Source organism: Flavobacterium suaedae (genome assembly GCF_014642915.1).
GTDB classification, from domain to species: domain Bacteria; phylum Bacteroidota; class Bacteroidia; order Flavobacteriales; family Flavobacteriaceae; genus Flavobacterium; species Flavobacterium suaedae.
The window spans coordinates 376,626-394,116 of record NZ_BMJE01000004.1 but is presented as its reverse complement, the minus strand read 5'-3'; the positions used below and the strand labels follow the sequence as shown (position 1 = coordinate 394,116).

At 36.9% G+C, this 17,491-nt stretch carries 17 protein-coding genes; 14 read left to right on the top strand and 3 right to left on the bottom strand.

The window, feature by feature from the left end:
• Window positions 1–54: 54 nt before the first annotated feature.
• The 3 genes from IEW45_RS10050 to IEW45_RS10040 all read left to right on the top strand — a co-directional run bounded on the left by IEW45_RS10050 (window position 55) and on the right by IEW45_RS10040 (window position 4,880).
• Window positions 55–2,517, top strand: coding sequence for a TonB-dependent receptor (locus IEW45_RS10050; protein WP_188621114.1), 2,463 nt, complete (start codon window positions 55–57; stop codon window positions 2,515–2,517).
• Window positions 2,518–2,580: 63 nt separating this feature from the next.
• On the top strand, window positions 2,581–3,693 hold the full coding sequence (locus tag IEW45_RS10045) for a PepSY-associated TM helix domain-containing protein (RefSeq protein WP_188621113.1): 1,113 nt from the start codon (window positions 2,581–2,583) through the stop codon (window positions 3,691–3,693).
• Window positions 3,693–4,880, top strand: coding sequence for a PepSY-associated TM helix domain-containing protein (locus tag IEW45_RS10040; protein ID WP_188621112.1), 1,188 nt, complete (start codon window positions 3,693–3,695; stop codon window positions 4,878–4,880). Before IEW45_RS10045 ends, IEW45_RS10040 begins: the two co-directional genes overlap by 1 nt.
• A 79-nt stretch (window positions 4,881–4,959) precedes the next feature.
• Here IEW45_RS10040 and IEW45_RS10035 read toward each other — a convergent pair whose 3' ends face one another.
• The 3 genes from IEW45_RS10035 to IEW45_RS10025 form a co-directional block, all read right to left on the bottom strand.
• Window positions 4,960–5,313, bottom strand: coding sequence for a toxin-antitoxin system YwqK family antitoxin (locus IEW45_RS10035; RefSeq protein ID WP_188621111.1), 354 nt, complete (start codon window positions 5,311–5,313; stop codon window positions 4,960–4,962).
• 137 nt (window positions 5,314–5,450) lie between these two features.
• Window positions 5,451–6,443, bottom strand: a complete 993-nt coding sequence (locus tag IEW45_RS10030; RefSeq protein WP_188621110.1) for a TlpA family protein disulfide reductase — start codon at window positions 6,441–6,443, stop codon at window positions 5,451–5,453.
• Window positions 6,444–6,465: 22 nt separating this feature from the next.
• On the bottom strand, window positions 6,466–7,455 hold the full coding sequence (locus tag IEW45_RS10025; RefSeq protein WP_188621109.1) for a TlpA family protein disulfide reductase: 990 nt from the start codon (window positions 7,453–7,455) through the stop codon (window positions 6,466–6,468).
• A 146-nt stretch (window positions 7,456–7,601) separates the two neighbouring features.
• On the opposite strand from IEW45_RS10025, the gene IEW45_RS10020 reads away from it, so the two are divergent.
• The 11 genes from IEW45_RS10020 (at window position 7,602) to nuoH (ending at window position 17,460) form a co-directional block, all read left to right on the top strand.
• On the top strand, window positions 7,602–8,159 hold the full coding sequence (locus tag IEW45_RS10020; protein WP_188621108.1) for a hypothetical protein: 558 nt from the start codon (window positions 7,602–7,604) through the stop codon (window positions 8,157–8,159).
• A 77-nt stretch (window positions 8,160–8,236) separates the two neighbouring features.
• Complete coding sequence (aspS, locus tag IEW45_RS10015; protein ID WP_188621107.1) at window positions 8,237–9,991, top strand: aspartate--tRNA ligase; 1,755 nt, start codon at window positions 8,237–8,239, stop codon at window positions 9,989–9,991.
• Window positions 9,992–10,167: 176 nt separating this feature from the next.
• Window positions 10,168–10,362: a cold-shock protein gene (locus IEW45_RS10010; RefSeq protein WP_188621106.1), complete on the top strand. Its 195-nt coding sequence runs from the start codon at window positions 10,168–10,170 to the stop codon at window positions 10,360–10,362.
• Between the two features lie 251 nt (window positions 10,363–10,613).
• Window positions 10,614–10,979: an NADH-quinone oxidoreductase subunit A gene (locus IEW45_RS10005; protein WP_188621105.1), complete on the top strand. Its 366-nt coding sequence runs from the start codon at window positions 10,614–10,616 to the stop codon at window positions 10,977–10,979.
• Between the two features lie 68 nt (window positions 10,980–11,047).
• Window positions 11,048–11,599: an NADH-quinone oxidoreductase subunit B gene (locus IEW45_RS10000; protein WP_188621104.1), complete on the top strand. Its 552-nt coding sequence runs from the start codon at window positions 11,048–11,050 to the stop codon at window positions 11,597–11,599.
• Window positions 11,600–11,606: 7 nt separating this feature from the next.
• Window positions 11,607–12,128 carry an NADH-quinone oxidoreductase subunit C gene (locus IEW45_RS09995; protein ID WP_188621103.1) on the top strand — a complete coding sequence of 174 codons (522 nt, stop codon included), beginning with the start codon at window positions 11,607–11,609 and terminating at the stop codon, window positions 12,126–12,128.
• Window positions 12,129–12,157: 29 nt separating this feature from the next.
• A complete protein-coding gene (locus tag IEW45_RS09990) occupies window positions 12,158–13,393 on the top strand; it encodes an NADH-quinone oxidoreductase subunit D (RefSeq protein WP_188621102.1) in 1,236 nt (411 codons plus the stop codon).
• A 6-nt stretch (window positions 13,394–13,399) separates the two neighbouring features.
• On the top strand, window positions 13,400–13,924 hold the full coding sequence (locus tag IEW45_RS09985) for an NADH-quinone oxidoreductase subunit NuoE family protein (protein ID WP_188621101.1): 525 nt from the start codon (window positions 13,400–13,402) through the stop codon (window positions 13,922–13,924).
• Between the two features lie 24 nt (window positions 13,925–13,948).
• Entirely contained in the window at window positions 13,949–15,316 is a 1,368-nt protein-coding gene (gene nuoF, locus IEW45_RS09980) for an NADH-quinone oxidoreductase subunit NuoF (protein WP_188621100.1), read from the top strand.
• Between the two features lie 66 nt (window positions 15,317–15,382).
• The gene (locus IEW45_RS09975) at window positions 15,383–16,426 is read left to right on the top strand and encodes an NADH-quinone oxidoreductase subunit G (protein ID WP_188621099.1); all 1,044 of its coding nucleotides are present in this window, start codon (window positions 15,383–15,385) and stop codon (window positions 16,424–16,426) included.
• A gap of 2 nt (window positions 16,427–16,428) precedes the next feature.
• Entirely contained in the window at window positions 16,429–17,460 is a 1,032-nt protein-coding gene (gene nuoH, locus IEW45_RS09970) for an NADH-quinone oxidoreductase subunit NuoH (protein ID WP_188621098.1), read from the top strand.
• Window positions 17,461–17,491 lie beyond the last annotated feature (31 nt).

The window sequence follows — 17,491 nt, the reverse complement described above, 5'->3', positions numbered from 1 at the left end:
TATAATATTGACTATTACCTTTGCACCCGATAAATTTAATTATTAACTGCATTTATGAACACATCTAATATTAACAGGTTATTTATACTATTATTTATGCTTGTTCCTGCACTTATGTTTGCACAACAAACAGGTAATATAAAAGGTATAATACAGCTTAGCGACAACACTCCTGCTGAGAACATTTCAGTAGCGGTAATTGGCACTTTTTACTCTACTAATACTGATGCAAAAGGTCAATATGAAATTAAAAATGTAAAACCGGGCAATTATACAGTAAGAGTTTCTGCTGTTGGTATTACTACTATTGAAAATAATGTTACTGTTATTTCAGGAGAAACTGTAACTAAAAACTTCACGCTTTCAGAAAGTCAGGAAGAACTTAACGAAGTTGTGATTGACGGTAAAACAAACAAGTTTAACAGAAACAAAAGTGTGACCGTATCTAAAATGCCTTTAAGAGACCTTGAAAACCCTCAGGTTTATAACACTATTACAAATGAGTTACTTAAAGAGCAGGTAGTTACAAACTTTGACGATGCACTTAAAAACGTTCCCGGGCTTGATAAACTTTGGGAATCAACCGGTAGAGGTAATGACGGTGCAGGCTATTACTCCCTTAGAGGTTTCCCTGTACAGCCTACTATGGTTAATGCTTTACCTAGCCTTTCTAACGGTAGCCCGGACCCTGCAAATATTGAACGAATTGAGGTAATAAAAGGTCCTTCAGGAACATTATTCGGTAGTAGCTTAATATCATACGGAGGTCTTATAAATGTTACTACCAAAAAGCCATATGATGTTTTTGGAGGTAATATATCATTTACAGGCGGTAGCTACGGGCTTAACCGTTATACTGTAGACATAAACACACCATTAAGCACAGAAAGAAAAGTTGCTTTACGTGTTAATGCTGCCTACCATAATCAGGAAAGCTTTCAAGATGCAGGATTTAAAAAATCATTCTTTGTAGCACCTTCACTTTCATATGAAGTTAACGACAGATTATCATTCTTTGTAAATACAGAGTTCTACAATGGTAAAAGCACTAACCAAACGATGCTTTTCTTAGACAGAGGTTCTGAACTTAGAACGAATAATATGGATGAATTGGGTTATGATAATTACCGTTCGTACACAAGTAATGACCTTTACATTGAAACACCTACATTCAACATTCAGGGACAAATGAACTACAAACTTTCTGAAGAGTGGACTTCTCAAACAGTAGTTTCAAGTACAAGTACAAAATCAAATGGGTTCTATTCTTACCTGTATGAAGCAACTGCTACAGGTGAAACTGTATTAGGAGAATCATTAGAAGGAGTTGTATTCGCTCGTTATGTAAGCAACCAAAATTCTAAAACTTACGCTACCGATTTACAACAAAACTTTATTGGTGACTTTAAAGTAGCCGGTATAAGAAACAGAATGGTAGTTGGTTTTGATTACTTTAATCGAAATGTAGTTAACAACAGCTCTGCATACGTTGGTAACGGTTATGTTTATATAGGTAACAACATTGATAAATTCAACACATTATTAGGGGCACTTGGTGCCAGTAACCCTAACGGAGGTGACGATTCAGGTATACTTTCTCAAGCAGGTATGAATGCTATTTTAGCAGGTTCTCAAATTAACCCTAGCAAAACAAAAGAAGAAATATTTAGCGCCTATGCATCTGATGTAATTAATGTGCTTCCTTCATTATCGGCAATGGTTAGTTTAAGACTTGACCGTTTCTCTAATAAAGGAGATATAACAGATCTTTCTGATGATTATAACCAAACAGCTTACTCGCCAAAATTCGGTTTAGTATGGCAACCTGTAATGGATAAGGTTTCGTTATTTGCTAACTATATGGATGGTTTCAGTAATGTGGCGCCTAGCGAAAATGGCAGTGAAATAATCACGTTTAAGCCTGAGCATGCAAAGCAATTTGAAGGAGGAGTTAAATTAAACCTGCTTAACAATAAACTGGCTGCTACTTTAAGTTATTATAATATAGAAGTGAGTGATAAAGTTTACTCAATAAGACAAGACAATGTGATTAGCTTCTTCCAGGATGGTGAGCAAAAAAGTAGTGGTTTTGAAACATTTATTACTGCAAACCCTATAAACGGGCTTAACATTGTAGCGGGTTACAGCTATAACGATAGTGAGTTAACTGAAGGTGACGCTGACTTTAAAGGCAGAAGGCCTGAAAGTGCAGGACCGCAAAACCTTGCTAACCTTTGGGCAAGCTACAGGTTTACAGGTGGTAAACTTGATGGATTTGGTTTAGGCTTTGGTGGTAACTATGGTAGCGAAAACAAAATATTTAACCGAAATGTAGCGGGAACTTTTGTACTACCGGAATATACTGTACTAAACGCTTCGGCATTTTATAATGTAGATGCATTTACCATTACGTTAAAACTTAACAACTTAACTGATAAAGAATACTACAAAGGTTGGAGTACAATAAACCCGCAAAACCCAAGAAACTTTGCGGCAAACATTACTTATAAGTTTTAATAAATAAAAAAACACCTGTATAAGTTATTTATACAGGTGTTTCCTTTTCTCTTTTTACTACCTATGGCAGGAAAGAAAAGCAAACTTAAAAAATGGACATTTCAAGTCCATAAATGGCTCGGATTGGTTTCCGGGCTTATTGTCTTTATAGTAGCTGTTACAGGAGCTATATTTTGTTTTCAGGATGAAATAAAAGATGCTTTATATTCCTGGCGTAAAGTTGAAAAAGAAAATAAGCCTTTTGTATTACCATCAGTACTGCACCAAAAAAGTCAGGAACTTTTTCCTGATGCTGAAGAGCAAATGGTATTTTATGCAGGTAAAGAACGCCCTGCACTGGTAATACAAGCTGAAAATGATACTTATTACTATGCTTACTTTAACCCTTATAGTGGCAAGTTTCTTTACAGGGAAGACCTTTCCACAGAGTTCTTTACTGTTATTGAGGAAATACACATGCACCTTCTACTGCCTGAGCCTATAGGAAAACAAATAGTAGGTATCAGTACTATTATTTTTGTAATACTGCTTATAACGGGGGTTATACAATGGTGGCCAAAAAAGAAAAAACACCTTAAAGACAGGCTTCGTATAAAATGGAAAGCAAAATGGAGAAGGGTAAATTATGACTGGCATAATGTAACAGGGTTTTACATTGCGCTAATAGCTTTAATTATAGCTTTAACAGGGTTATCATTCTCTTATGAGTGGATGCATGAAGCTTTCTATAAAGCAGGAAATTTAGGTACAGAATATCCTGAAGAAAAAGAAGTAGCTATTGTAGATACCACACTTACCGCAACTACCAATACACCTGTTCTGGATATAGCATTTACCGAAATTGTGAAAGCGAAACCAAATAGTGAAATGTTTTTTGTTTGGAAGCCTGATAATAAAAACGCTATAATGACGGGAGCTTACCCGCAGTCTCTTAATTACGAAAAGCAGTCTAACCTTTACTTCCACCCTGTTACAGGAGAGTTATTGAAAAAACAACTGTATGAACAAAAAAGTTCAGGGTTAAAGTTTCAGGAACTGAGCTATGCATTACACACCGGGCAATATCTAGGCTTTTGGGGTAAAATAATAGCTTTTACAGCAAGCCTTTTAGCTGCTGCGCTACCTGTAACCGGATTTATTATGTGGTATGGCAGAAATAATAAGAAAAAAGCCTGATGACAAAGAAGAAGAAAAAAAGTGCTTTTAAAAAATTCATTGGTAAAGTCCACCTTTGGCTGGGGTTAGCCTCAGGGCTTATCGTTTTATTCCTCTCTGTAACAGGATGCATTTATGTATTTAGTCAGGAAATCACAGAGTGGTTAAGACATGACGAAATGTATGTTCAGGAAGTTAAAGACGATAAACTACCTGTTAGCCAGCTGTGGAAAACAACCCAGCAAACTATAGGTACAGACAAACCAATAAGTAATGTAATAACCTATAATGAACCTGAAAAAGCATTTGTATTTACTGTTTACCATAAAAATGAAAATAGTGACTCTATTTTCTATTTTGATACTATAGACCAATACTACTCTGTATACGTAAACCCTTATACTGGCAAAGTTTTAGGCATTTATGATGAAAAAAACGACTTTTTCCATATTGTAAAAATGCTGCACTGGAGCTTTCTGCTTAAAACCGAAATAGGGCAACCTATAATAGGCTGGGCTACTTTCATTTTTGTTTTTATGCTTATTACAGGTATAATACTGTGGTGGCCAAAAAACAAAGCAGCCAGAAAACAACGTTTCTCATTTAAGTGGAAAGACTCTACTAAATGGAGAAGAAAAAACTACGATCTGCACAACATTCTTGGCTTTTACATTAGTACTATTGCCATAATTATTGCCTTTACAGGTATGGTATTCTCCTTTTTCTGGTTTAAAGCATTAGTATATATAGCTACTTCAGGCACTACGGTATACCCTGACATTAAAAAAGAAACATCTGTAATTAGTGAAGGAAATAAGGAAACAGCACTGGACAAGGCTTACTTTATGACAAAAGAGCGCCACGCTACTGCCAGTGCTTACCGTTTTACACTACCTGCCTACAGCACAGGGGTTATTGATGTGTATGTACAGCAAAATCCCGGTGTATATTATAAAACGCATAATATGCAGTTCAACCAATATACGGGAGAGTTTTTACTGGAACGCACGCATGATGATAAAAACTTCGGAGAAAAAGTTGTTACCGCTAACTACGATATACACGTTGGAGCTATACTGGGTATACCCGGAAAAATAATTGCTTTTATAGCCAGTTTTATTTGCGGAATGCTACCCGTAACAGGCTTTATGATTTGGTTGGGAAGGAAAAATAAAAAAACTGTAAAAGCAAAAGTGGTGAGAGTATAAAAGAAAAGATTTAAAAAATAAAAAGAGCTGTAATAAATATTACAGCTCTTTTCGTCTTACATCTTATTAATAGAAACTATTATTTGTTCACGACAACAGCTTCAGAAGACCATTTTCTTATTCCGGCAACTTTGCTCTCTTTATAGTCTACTTCGCTAAGCATCGCGTCATCTGTCCAAAAAAACCATTTACCGATTTTTTTTCCGTCTTTATATTCTCCTAATGATTGTTTTGTACCATCCTCATTATAAGCTACCCATTTACCGTGTAGCTTACCATCTTTATACCAACCTTCTTGTTTTACATTACCATTATCATAATAGTATGTAGTCTTCACCATTTGGTTTTCTATTTCATGTTTAGGCTTTATCTCTTGTGCTGATAAAACACTAGCTGATAGCATCAACAATCCTGTTATAACAATCTTTTTCATATCAGTTCTGTGTTTAGGTTGAAATTATATACACAAATATACCAAATTAATTTACATTAAAAAAACATTCAGTTAACAATTTGGTAACATTGTAAATATTTAACACATTTTAAGAATCAACCTAACACTATAAACCTCTATTTCAATAAGTTATTTAATAGTTCTTGTAGCGCTGCTTCCGATGGTCTTGGTGCATCAGCATTAACTACATTACCCTTAGGGTCTATAAGTATAAATCGAGGTATCGATTTTATATTATATGCAACAGCAAAATCAGATTCCCAATCTTTATCTGCTATAAGCTGCACACCTCCTAAAGATTCTTTTTTCACAAACTCTTTCCACTTATCGTGGTCTTTCTGCTTGTCTATAGAAAGGCTTATAAAAACAATATTTTTATCATGGTATTTTTCCTCTATTTCTTTAAGGTAAGGAATTTGTCCTCTGCAAGGTCCGCACCAAGTAGCCCAAACATCTATATAAACATATTTACCTTTAAAATCAGAAAGGCTCGTAGTGCCTCCCTTATAGTTCTCATAAGTAAAATCAGGAGAAGCATTACCTTCCAGTTTAGCTACTGCTATTTCATAATACAACTCATCCAGCAAAGCCTTTCCATTTAAACGGGCAAAACTAAAACCCATAGAACTTTTAAAAAGAAACTGAAAAGGACTATTATTTAGCGTCGATTTCCATTTTTCAATCATTTCATTAGCAGGTTGTTGCAACTCTTCTCTACTCACTCCGTTTTTAAGTTTATTCGTCAACTCCGCTTTATCACGCTCTATATTTAAAAGATATATATTTTCTTCAATCCCTTTACCTTCAAAGTGCAACGTTTCTAATAAATTGTTTGCATCAGCGGTAATAGTAATATCAGTATCATTGCCTAAAAATAAAGTAATCTGTTTTTTACCATAATAAAGGTCAAACATACCTAACCCCTGTTGTAGCCTTCCCGAAAAATTACCATTCTTGTCCAGTGCATAAGCTTCACGCCAAGTACCTCTTTGTTTTTCAACTATTATAGAGTCAACAGTACTATTTTTTATAGTCCCTTTAAAATTTTTAATCTCTGATTGAGCATATACACCTGTACACACTAATAACAGCAATACGATTATTCTCATCTAACTTTAACTATTTAATACTCTATTTCAGGCGTTTGTCCAGTACTTGCTGTAATTTAGGGTCTGAGGGTCTTGGAGCATCAGAATCTACCACCTTGCCCTGAGGGTCTATTAAAATAAAACGCGGTATAGAGTGTATATCGTAAATTTTAATAAAATCAGAACTCCAGTCTTTATCTGCCATAAGCTGTATTCCTCCCAATGCGTTTTTATCTACAAAATTTTCCCACTTTGCGTGGTCTTTTTGCTTATCAACAGATATACTTACAAAGGCAATATCCTTACCATGATATTTTTCTTCAACCTCTTTAAGGTAGGGTATCTCTCTTCTGCAAGGTCCGCACCATGTAGCCCAAACATCTATATATACATATTTACCTTTAAGATCACTTAACTTAGTGGTGCCTCCCTTATGATTTTCATACTCAAACCCCGGCGATTTTTTACCTTTCATTTTTTGTGCTACCATGGTTCTTTGCACTACAGCGGCCAATTGCTTTTCTTCAGCACTAATGTATTTCTTCATTAACTCCTTAAAATCATCATCCGCTTTAGAGGCTTCCAGTGCCGAAAGTAGTTTTTCAGTCCTTTCCTTTACAATTTTAGAAGCATCTCTGGGCTTCTCATCCGAATCTTCTATGTTTTCCATAAATACTTCATCATCCAGCATTTTCATGGCTAAATAATTATTAGCCTCAGCACCTTTACCTGTAAATTTTATACTTTCATCAAACTTATCAGCATCAAGGTTAACCGTAAGGTCATAATCATTCTTTAAGTACAGTAAGGCATACTCTTCTCCATCAAAAAGTTGGTATAATCCCGGTTGTGCATCGAAACTGGCTTCAAAATTACCATCACCATTGTTGGTAAGAACCTGTTTCATAGTTCTCGACATTACAAAAAGAGAATCGCTATTGCGGTTTTGTATTTGTGCTTTAAGTTTAAATTGCGACTGGGCATACCCTGCACCAAACACAAATAAAGAAAGTAATAATGCTAATTTTTTCATGGATGTAGTATTTAGGTTTCAGTAAAAATAAAATATTTAAGGAGTTCTGCCAATAGATTAACAAAAAAGCCTAAAGATGACTACTACTATATAACCAATATTCAAAAGATTATTTTATTTTGCGACTCCTATCATAATAACTATACATGAAAAAGTTTATATTATTAATTACAATTTCCACAATACTATTATCATGTGGTGGTAACAGTAATGAAACACAAACTATAAAAGTTAAAAACCTTTACTCAATAGAAATACCGGGATATTTTGAAAAAGCATCAAATCTTAATAAAGATGCATCATTAGAATATCAAAATATTTTTAAAGATATATACATCATGGTTATAGATGAGCCTAAAAGCGAGTTCAATGATGTTATTGAGGAAAATGGAATGACATATCTATATGAGCCTAACCTTTCCGGCTACGCTAAAATAGTAAAAGAGACTTTTGGAAACTCAGGCACTATGGATAGTATCCCCAATTTAAAAGACCGTACTATTAATGGACTAAAGGCAAAAACATTTCACTGCACAGGAACAGTTGAAGGTGAAGATATATACTGGGTTTCTGCCTGTCTAGAAGGAAAAGACCATTATTACCAAATAGTTTCATGGACTCAGGCTGGCAGTAAAGAGGACTACAAGCCTGATATGTATGCAATGATTAACTCTTTTAAGGAGTTAAACAAGAGTAAAAAATAAACCTTTTAATATTTTTTGTTCTCGCAGGGCTTTATTACTAATAGTTACTAAATTTGCACTCTAAAATCAGATTAAAAATGTATAGAAGCCATAATTGCGGTGAGCTTACAGCCGCTAATATTAATGAGGAAGTAACTTTAGCCGGATGGGTACAAAAAACACGTAACAAAGGTTTTTTAGTTTGGACAGACCTTAGAGACCGTTACGGTGTGACGCAGCTTATTTTTGATGAAGAACGTACTGATAAAAAAGTATTTGAGCTTGCCGAAACACTGGGCAGAGAGTTTGTAATACAAGTAAAAGGTACGGTTATAGAGCGTGAGTCTAAAAACCCAAACATGCCTACCGGTGATATAGAAATTCTTGCTAAGGAGCTTACTATACTAAACACCTCTATAGTTCCACCGTTTACTATTGAAAACGAAACGGATGGCGGCGAAGACCTGAGAATGAAATACCGTTACCTTGACATTCGCCGAAACCCTGTAAAAAACAGTTTAATGTTTCGCCACAAGGTAGGTATAGCAGTACGTAACTACCTTTCTGAAAAAGGATTTATTGAGGTAGAAACTCCTGTACTTATAAAATCGACACCGGAAGGTGCTCGTGACTTTGTTGTACCATCGCGTATGAACGAAGGGCAATTTTATGCACTACCACAATCACCACAAACATTTAAGCAATTATTAATGGTTGGTGGTATTGATAAATACTTCCAAATCGTAAAATGTTTCCGTGATGAAGATTTACGTGCCGACCGTCAGCCTGAGTTTACTCAGATAGACTGCGAAATGGCTTTTGTAGACCAGGAAGATATCATACAAACCTTTGAAGGGCTAACAAAGCACCTTTTAAAAGAGCTAAAAGATGTAGAAATGGGAGATTTCCCTCGCATGACGTATGATGAGGCAATGCGCAAATACGGTAACGACAAGCCTGATATTCGTTTCGGTATGGAGTTTGGCGAGCTAAACGAAGTTGCACAACATAAGGATTTCGGAGTATTTAACAACTCTGAACTTGTTGTAGGTATTGCAGTACCGGGTGCAGCAGCATACACCCGTAAAGAAATAGATAAACTTATAGACTGGGTTAAACGTCCGCAAATAGGCGCTACAGGAATGGTGTATGTAAAATATAACGAAGATGGTTCACTTAAATCATCCGTAGATAAATTTTACGATGAAGAAGACCTTAAAAAATGGGCAGAAGCTACCAACGCACAACCGGGAGACCTTATACTTATATTAAGCGGAGAAACTAATAAAACCCGTGCGCGCATGAGCGCACTGCGCATGGAAATGGCAGAACGCTTAGAGTTGAGAAAACCTGATGAATTTGCACCGCTTTGGGTTATAGACTTCCCACTATTGGAATGGGATGAAGAAACTGAAAGATACCACGCAATGCACCACCCGTTTACTTCTCCTAAAAAAGAAGACATGCACTTACTTGATACCGACCCCGGTAAAGTAAGGGCAACAGCTTATGACTTAGTACTAAACGGTAACGAAATAGGTGGTGGCTCTATAAGAATACACGATAGAAAAACGCAGGAGTTAATGTTTAAGCATTTAGGCTTTACTGAAGAAGAAGCAAAAGCACAGTTTGGCTTCCTTATGGATGCTTTCCAGTACGGAGCACCTCCACATGGTGGTCTTGCTTTTGGTTTCGACAGGCTTGTAGCTATATTAGGCGGGCAAGAAACTATACGTGACTTTATTGCATTCCCTAAAAACAATTCCGGTCGTGACGTTATGATTGACGCGCCGTCAACCATTGATAATGAACAGTTAAAAGAATTACATATAGCACTTAATTTAGAAGTGTAATTCTTGTTTAATTTATTTTTTTAGTAAAAAAGTTAAATTTATAGCAATATTTGATTTTAATAAATTAGGAAAGATAAAGCCCAATATTAATATTTTGTAATTTTTTTAATATTTTCTTTGTAGTGTGATAATAAAGATTACCTTTGATGATTATTAATTATTTTTTTTATTACACAATGCGAACAGGCAAAGTAAAATTTTTTAATGAATCTAAAGGTTATGGATTCATTACAGACGACGAAACAGGAAGAGACATCTTCGTACACGCTTCAGGTCTAAACGGAACAGAAATCCGCGAAGGAGATAGCGTAAGCTATGAAGAAGAAGACGGAAGAAAAGGTAAAGTAGCTGCTCAGGTAGCAACTATCTAATATATAAAATATTATAGTTACCTAGTTTAGAAAAGTTAAAGCCACCCAAATGGGTGGCTTTGTTTTTTTACATATCATTCAACTCTATACACAAAATATCCTGTCTATCAATATAAAACAGAATTTAAATTCTTTATATTTATTCGTTCTAAATAAAAATTAATCCAATAAAACAATACCTAAACAAAAGGATTATTTAGTTTGCAAATTGACATGTATATTTGTGAATTATTTACTAAAACTAAGCCGAGATGCAAACTACACAAGTAGACTACTTCCCAATAATTATGCAGTTGTTACTGGCAGTGGGTTTTGTTGCCGGAACTATTTTTGTTTCTAACTTTTTGGGACCAAAAAGACATTCCATGAATAAAGACAAAAACTGGGAGTGTGGTGTAGAATCAATTGGTAACGCACGTATACCATTTTCAGTAAAATATTTTTTGGTAGCAATACTTTTCGTTTTGTTTGACGTTGAAGTAATTTTCATGTACCCTTGGGCTGTAAATTTTAAAGCAATGGGTGCCGAAGGACTTATTAAAATGAGTATCTTCATGCTGTTACTTGTAGTAGGTTTCTTCTATGTAATAAAGAAGAAAGGCTTAGAGTGGGAATAAAATAATATTATCAGGCACATAGGAACGCTTTTTGCAGCTAACTAACTGATAATTAAATTAAAATTAAAATGAGTAAATCTTCAGACATAAAAATGGTTGATGCACCTGCGGGTGTACAAGGAGAAGGATTTTTTGCTACTAAGCTGGATGAAGTTGTAGGATTGGCTCGTGCCAATTCACTTTGGCCATTACCATTTGCAACATCATGTTGCGGTATTGAGTTTATGGCAACTATGGCATCACACTATGACGTGGCCCGTTTCGGTTCTGAACGTATGAGTTTCTCTCCGCGTCAGGCCGATATGCTTTTAGTAATGGGAACCATTGCTAAAAAAATGGCTCCTATTTTACGTCAGGTATACGAGCAAATGAGTGAGCCAAGATGGGTAATTGCAGTAGGTGCATGTGCTTCATCAGGCGGAGTGTTTGATACATACTCTGTACTGCAAGGTATAGATAAGGTAATTCCGGTTGATGTATATGTACCCGGATGCCCGCCAAGACCCGAACAAATACTTGATGGTATAATGGAACTTCAGGAATTGGTAAAATCAGAATCTGTAAGACGAAGAAGTTCGCCGGAATATAAAGAACTTTTAGCATCTTACAATATTTCATAAGACAACTATGGCTTTAGAAACATCTGTTATACAGGACAAGCTTACAAGTAAATTCGGCGAAAGCGTTACCGGATTTATCCAGATAAAAGATATATTTTCATTTGAAGTAGCACCAAGTGCCATGAAAGAGGTAATGCGTTACCTTAAAGAGGACGAAGAGTTACGCTTCAATTTCCTAACCGACCTTTGCGGAATTCATTATCCTGATAATGAAAAAGAAAGACAGTTTGCCATGGCTTACCATATGCACAACTGGGTAGATAATGTACACATAAGGTTTAAATCATACCTAAACGGAGACAACCCTGAAATAGATACTGTTAGCGATTTATTTTTAAGTGCTAACTGGCAGGAACGTGAAACGTATGATTTTTACGGAATAATTTTTAAAGGGCATCCGCAGTTAAAGAGGATTTTAAATATGGATGAAATGACATCCTTCCCGATGCGAAAAGAGTTCCCGCTTGAAGACGGAGGACGAACAGATAAGGATGACCGCTTCTTCGGAAGAACAACCGATAATAACTAATAATGAACCTGAATTAATTTTGATATAAAATGTCAGACCTGTTATTACCACCAGAGCACCGCTATGCCAAGATAATAGAGCAAAGAAAGAATGAAGACGGAAGCGAGCTCTCTGTACTAAACCTTGGGCCAACGCACCCTGCCACACACGGTATCTTTCAAAACATCCTGCTTATGGATGGTGAAAGGGTGTTAGATGGTGAAGGAACTGTTGGTTACATACACCGTGCATTTGAAAAAATTGCCGAAAACAGACCTTTTTATCAAATTACTCCACTTACCGACAGGATGAACTACTGTTCCTCCCCTATTAACAATATGGGATGGTGGATGACACTGGAAAAAACACTTGATATAGAAGTACCTAAACGAGTACAATATATGCGAGTTATTATTATGGAGTTGGCACGTATTGCCGACCATATAATATGTAACTCAGTACTGGGTGTAGATACAGGAGCATTAACAGGTTTCTTATACGTTTTTCAATACAGAGAAAAAATTTACGAAATATACGAGGAAATATGTGGCGCAAGGTTAACAACCAATATGGGTCGTATAGGTGGTTTCGAGAGAGACTGGACTCCTGAAGTATTCAAAAAAATAAACGAGTTTTTAGAAGAGTTTCCTGCAATATGGCAGGAATTTGAAAACTTACTTACCCGTAACCGTATTTTTATGGACAGAACTATAGGTGTAGGACCTATTTCTGCCGAAAAAGCTATGAGTTATGGTTTTACAGGTCCTAACCTTCGTGCCGCAGGTATTGATTATGATGTTAGAGTCATGACGCCTTACAGCTCTTACGAAGATTTTGATTTTGATATTCCTGTAGGAGAATCAGGAGACACGTATGACAGGTTCTGTGTACGTAATGCAGAAGTTTGGGAAAGCTTAAAAATTATACGTCAGGCTATTGATAAAATGCCTGAAGGTCCTTTCCATGCTGATGTACCGGATTACTACCTGCCACCAAAAGAAGATGTTTACAATAATATGGAAGCGCTTATTTACCATTTTAAAATAGTAATGGGCGAAGTACCTGTACCTAAAACCGAAACCTACCACGCGGTAGAAGGCGGTAACGGTGAACTTGGTTTCTACCTGATAACAGATGGTAGCCGTACACCCTACAGGTTACACTTCCGCAGGCCTTGTTTTATATATTACCAGGCTTTTAACGATATGATTAAAGGTCAGATGTTATCTGATGCCATTGCAACACTATCAAGCCTCAATGTAATTGCAGGTGAATTAGACGCTTAATTGATTATGGAGATTTCAAACGCAAAACAGGAAATAAATATAACACCTGAGCTACAAGCAAGGATAGACGAGCTTTTAAGCCACTACCCTGCTGATAAGAAAAAATCAGCACTATTACCGGTGTTACACGAAGTACAGGATGCACACGACAACTGGCTAAGTGTACCACTACAGGATAAAGTAGCCGAAATACTGGAAATAAAACCAATTGAGGTGTATGAGGTAGTTACATTTTATACTATGTACAACCAACGTCCTATAGGTAACTATATGTTTGAGTTTTGCCGTACATCGTGCTGTTGCCTTCGTGGTGCGGAAGACCTTATGGAATATACCTGTGAAAAACTGGGTATTAAAGAAGGTGAAACTACACCGGACGGTAAGTTTACCGTAGTAGGTGTAGAATGTTTAGGCGCTTGTGGTTATGCACCTATGTTACAAATAGGCGATTACTACAAGGAGCACCTAACAAAAGAAAAAATTGACCAGCTTATAGAAGAATGTAAAGCAGGTCAGGTTAATTTACACTAATAAACGACCCTTACACAAGTAACAATGGGAAGAAAAATATTATTAGAACACGCAAACGTACCGGGAATCAAGTCATATGAAGTATATCGCAAAATGGGCGGTTATGCTTCTGTGGAAAAAGCTTTAAAAAGTATGACTCCGGACGAAGTTGTTGAGCAGGTAAAAACTTCCGGGCTTAGAGGTCGTGGAGGTGCAGGTTTCCCTACCGGACTTAAATGGAGTTTCATTGATAAAAAATCAGGTAACCCAAGGCACTTGGTTTGTAATGCAGATGAGTCGGAACCGGGTACATTTAAAGACCGTTACCTTATGGAGTACATTCCTCACTTATTAATCGAGGGGATGATTACTTCCAGCTACGCATTAGGGTGTAACCTATCGTACATATATATTCGTGGGGAATACATGTGGGTATTCCGCATACTGGAACAAGCAATTAAAGAAGCCTATGCCAACGGTTGGTTAGGTAAAAATATAATGGGTACAGGTTGGGATTTAGACCTGTATGTACACTGCGGTGCAGGAGCTTACATTTGTGGTGAAGAAACTGCACTAATCGAATCACTTGAAGGAAAAAGAGGTAACCCAAGAATTAAACCTCCGTTCCCTGCCGTAAAAGGTTTATGGCAAGAGCCTACTGTGGTAAACAATGTAGAATCTATAGCAGCAGTGCCTTGGATTGTAAACAACGGTGGCGAAGAATATGCTAAAATAGGAATCGGTCGCAGTACAGGAACAAAATTAATATCAGCATCAGGGCATTGTAAAAACCCGGGTGTTTATGAGATAGAATTAGGGCTAAGTGTTGATGAGTTTATGAACTCTGATGAATACTTAGGCGGAATGATGGATGACAGACCTTTAAAGGCTTTAGTACCGGGAGGTTCGTCAGTGCCAATTTTACCGGCAAACCTAATATTTAAAACTACCGAAGGTAATGACCGTTTAATGACGTATGAATCATTAAGCGAAGGTGGTTTTGAGTCAGGCTCGATGCTGGGTTCTGGTGGTTTTATTGTGTATAACGATACTTCTTGTATTGTTCGTAACACATGGAACTTCTCAAGATTTTACCATCACGAAAGTTGCGGACAGTGTTCGCCATGCCGTGAAGGTACAGGATGGCTTGAAAAAGTATTACACCGAATTGAAACCGGCGAAGGCCGTGAAGAAGATATAGAGCTACTGTGGGATATTCAGCGTAAAATAGAAGGGAATACTATTTGTCCGCTGGGTGATGCAGCAGCATGGCCGGTAGCAGCAGCTATTCGCCACTTTAGGGAAGAATTTGAATATCACGTTCGTTTCCCTGAAAAAATTAAAAACCGTGACCACTATGTAAACGAACCTTTTGAAAAGGTAAGACATTTGGTTACGAAACAAACAGTATAAGTCATAAAGTTTAAAAGTAGAAAGTCTTAAAGCCATGAGCTTTTCCACTTTCAAACAGATAAAGAGATGAAAGTAACAATAGACGGTCAAAGTATAGAAGTAGAACCGGGGACTACCATCCTACAGGCTGCTCGCATGATAGGTGGGGAATCAGTACCACCGGCAATGTGCTATTATTCTAAACTGAAAGGAAGTGGGGGTAAATGCCGTTGCTGCCTTGTGGAGGTTACTAAAGGTAGTGATGCTGATACACGCCCTATGCCTAAATTAATGGCATCGTGTGTAACCGGTGTTATGGACGGTATGGAGGTGAAAAGTATTACTTCGGAAAGGGTTTTAGATGCAAGAAAGTCAGTTACAGAGTTTCTTTTAATCAACCACCCGTTAGACTGCCCTGTTTGTGACCAGGCGGGAGAGTGTGACCTGCAAAATCTTAGCTTTAAGCATGGTTCTGCCAACACCCGTTACATTGAAGACAGAAGAACTTTTGAGCCTGAAAATATAGGGGATAATATACAGCTACACATGAACCGTTGTATACTGTGTTACCGTTGTGTAATGACAGCAGACCAGCTTACAGATAACAGGGTTCATGGTGTATTAAACAGAGGCGACCACGCACAAATTTCAACATACATTTCTAAAGCTATTGATAATGAGTTTTCAGGAAATATGATTGATGTTTGTCCTGTAGGTGCGCTTACTGATAAAACATTCCGTTTCAAATCGAGAGTTTGGTTCAACAAACCGTACAATGCACACAGAGATTGTGATAAGTGTTGCGGAAAAACCACACTTTGGATGTTTGGAGATGAAATACAAAGGGTTACGGCTCGTAAAGATGAATACCACGAAGTAGAGGAATTTATTTGTAACGAATGCCGTTTTGAACACAAAGACCCTGCTGACTGGGTTATTGAAGGTCCTAGAAAATTCGAAAAAAATTCTGTTATTAACCAGAACAATTATACCAGAGATATGAAACCGGTTAAGATAGAAACAGAAAAAAATATACTTTTGGGGCGCGATGAAGACAGAAAGAAAATAAGCATGTCGGAAGTTCCGCTAAAAGGACAAGAAAAGAAAGAATTTAAAGAAGGTAACGTATAGGTATGGAAGAAGCTATAATCATAGAAAAGAGCGTTATTATTATTGCCGTTTTTGCACTTACCATGCTTATGGCAATGTACTCTACACTAGCCGAAAGAAAAATTGCAGCATGGCTTCAGGATCGTGTTGGTCCTAACCGTGCCGGTAAAGGTGGTATACTGCAACCACTGGCAGATGGTTTAAAACTATTTGCTAAAGAAGAGTTTGTACCTAACACACCAAACAAATTTTTATTCTTTGTAGGTCCTGCCATATCTATGAGTATGGCTTTAATGACCAGTGCTGTTTTACCTTGGGGAGACAAGCTACACCTTTTTGGTCGTGATATTATACTACAAGCTACAGATATTGATGTTGCCTTACTTTATGTGTTTGGTGTACTATCAGTAAGTGTATATGGTATTATGATTGGTGGTTGGGCATCTAACAACAAATTCTCATTGATGAGTGCCATGCGTGCTGCATCTCAAATGATATCATATGAGGTTGCAATGGGGCTATCCATCATCGCACTTATTATGATGACGGGAACATTAAGTATAAGGGAAATTGCTTTAGGGCAAAATGGTATGAACTGGAATGTATTTTACCAGCCAGTAGGTTTCCTTATCTTTTTAATATGTTCATTTGCGGAGGCTAACCGTACTCCTTTTGACCTTGCAGAATGTGAGGCAGAACTTATTGGGGGATACCACACAGAATATTCATCAATGAAAATGGGCTTTTACCTGTTTGCTGAATATGCTGCTATGTTTATATCATCAACTATCCTTGCTGTACTGTACTTTGGGGCATACAACTACCCGGGTATGGACTGGGCAGAGAAAAACTGGGGTGTTAACATAGCCAACGTAATAGGTATTTTTGTACTGTTTATAAAAATATGTTTCTTCATCTTCTTCTACATGTGGGTAAGATGGACAATACCGAGATTCCGTTATGACCAGTTAATGCGTTTAGGCTGGAAAGCACTAATACCACTATCTATAGCTAACATTATTATTACAGGTATTGTAATGCTGTTAGTAGACTAAGGGAACGAAAAAGAAAAAATGAACTACCTGT

Coding starts and splice junctions, on each gene's coding strand:
- IEW45_RS10050 (WP_188621114.1), top strand. CDS start 55: ATGAACACATCTAATATTAACAGGTTATTTATACTATTATTTATGCTT.
- aspS (WP_188621107.1), top strand. CDS start 8,237: ATGTATAGAAGCCATAATTGCGGTGAGCTTACAGCCGCTAATATTAAT.
- IEW45_RS09985 (WP_188621101.1), top strand. CDS start 13,400: ATGGAGATTTCAAACGCAAAACAGGAAATAAATATAACACCTGAGCTA.
- nuoH (WP_188621098.1), top strand. CDS start 16,429: ATGGAAGAAGCTATAATCATAGAAAAGAGCGTTATTATTATTGCCGTT.
- IEW45_RS10030 (WP_188621110.1), bottom strand. CDS start 6,443: ATGAGAATAATCGTATTGCTGTTATTAGTGTGTACAGGTGTATATGCT.
- IEW45_RS10035 (WP_188621111.1), bottom strand. CDS start 5,313: ATGAAAAAGATTGTTATAACAGGATTGTTGATGCTATCAGCTAGTGTT.
- IEW45_RS10020 (WP_188621108.1), top strand. CDS start 7,602: ATGAAAAAGTTTATATTATTAATTACAATTTCCACAATACTATTATCA.
- IEW45_RS09990 (WP_188621102.1), top strand. CDS start 12,158: ATGTCAGACCTGTTATTACCACCAGAGCACCGCTATGCCAAGATAATA.
- IEW45_RS10045 (WP_188621113.1), top strand. CDS start 2,581: ATGGCAGGAAAGAAAAGCAAACTTAAAAAATGGACATTTCAAGTCCAT.
- nuoF (WP_188621100.1), top strand. CDS start 13,949: ATGGGAAGAAAAATATTATTAGAACACGCAAACGTACCGGGAATCAAG.
- IEW45_RS10000 (WP_188621104.1), top strand. CDS start 11,048: ATGAGTAAATCTTCAGACATAAAAATGGTTGATGCACCTGCGGGTGTA.
- IEW45_RS09975 (WP_188621099.1), top strand. CDS start 15,383: ATGAAAGTAACAATAGACGGTCAAAGTATAGAAGTAGAACCGGGGACT.
- IEW45_RS10025 (WP_188621109.1), bottom strand. CDS start 7,455: ATGAAAAAATTAGCATTATTACTTTCTTTATTTGTGTTTGGTGCAGGG.
- IEW45_RS10040 (WP_188621112.1), top strand. CDS start 3,693: ATGACAAAGAAGAAGAAAAAAAGTGCTTTTAAAAAATTCATTGGTAAA.
- IEW45_RS10005 (WP_188621105.1), top strand. CDS start 10,614: ATGCAAACTACACAAGTAGACTACTTCCCAATAATTATGCAGTTGTTA.
- IEW45_RS10010 (WP_188621106.1), top strand. CDS start 10,168: ATGCGAACAGGCAAAGTAAAATTTTTTAATGAATCTAAAGGTTATGGA.
- IEW45_RS09995 (WP_188621103.1), top strand. CDS start 11,607: ATGGCTTTAGAAACATCTGTTATACAGGACAAGCTTACAAGTAAATTC.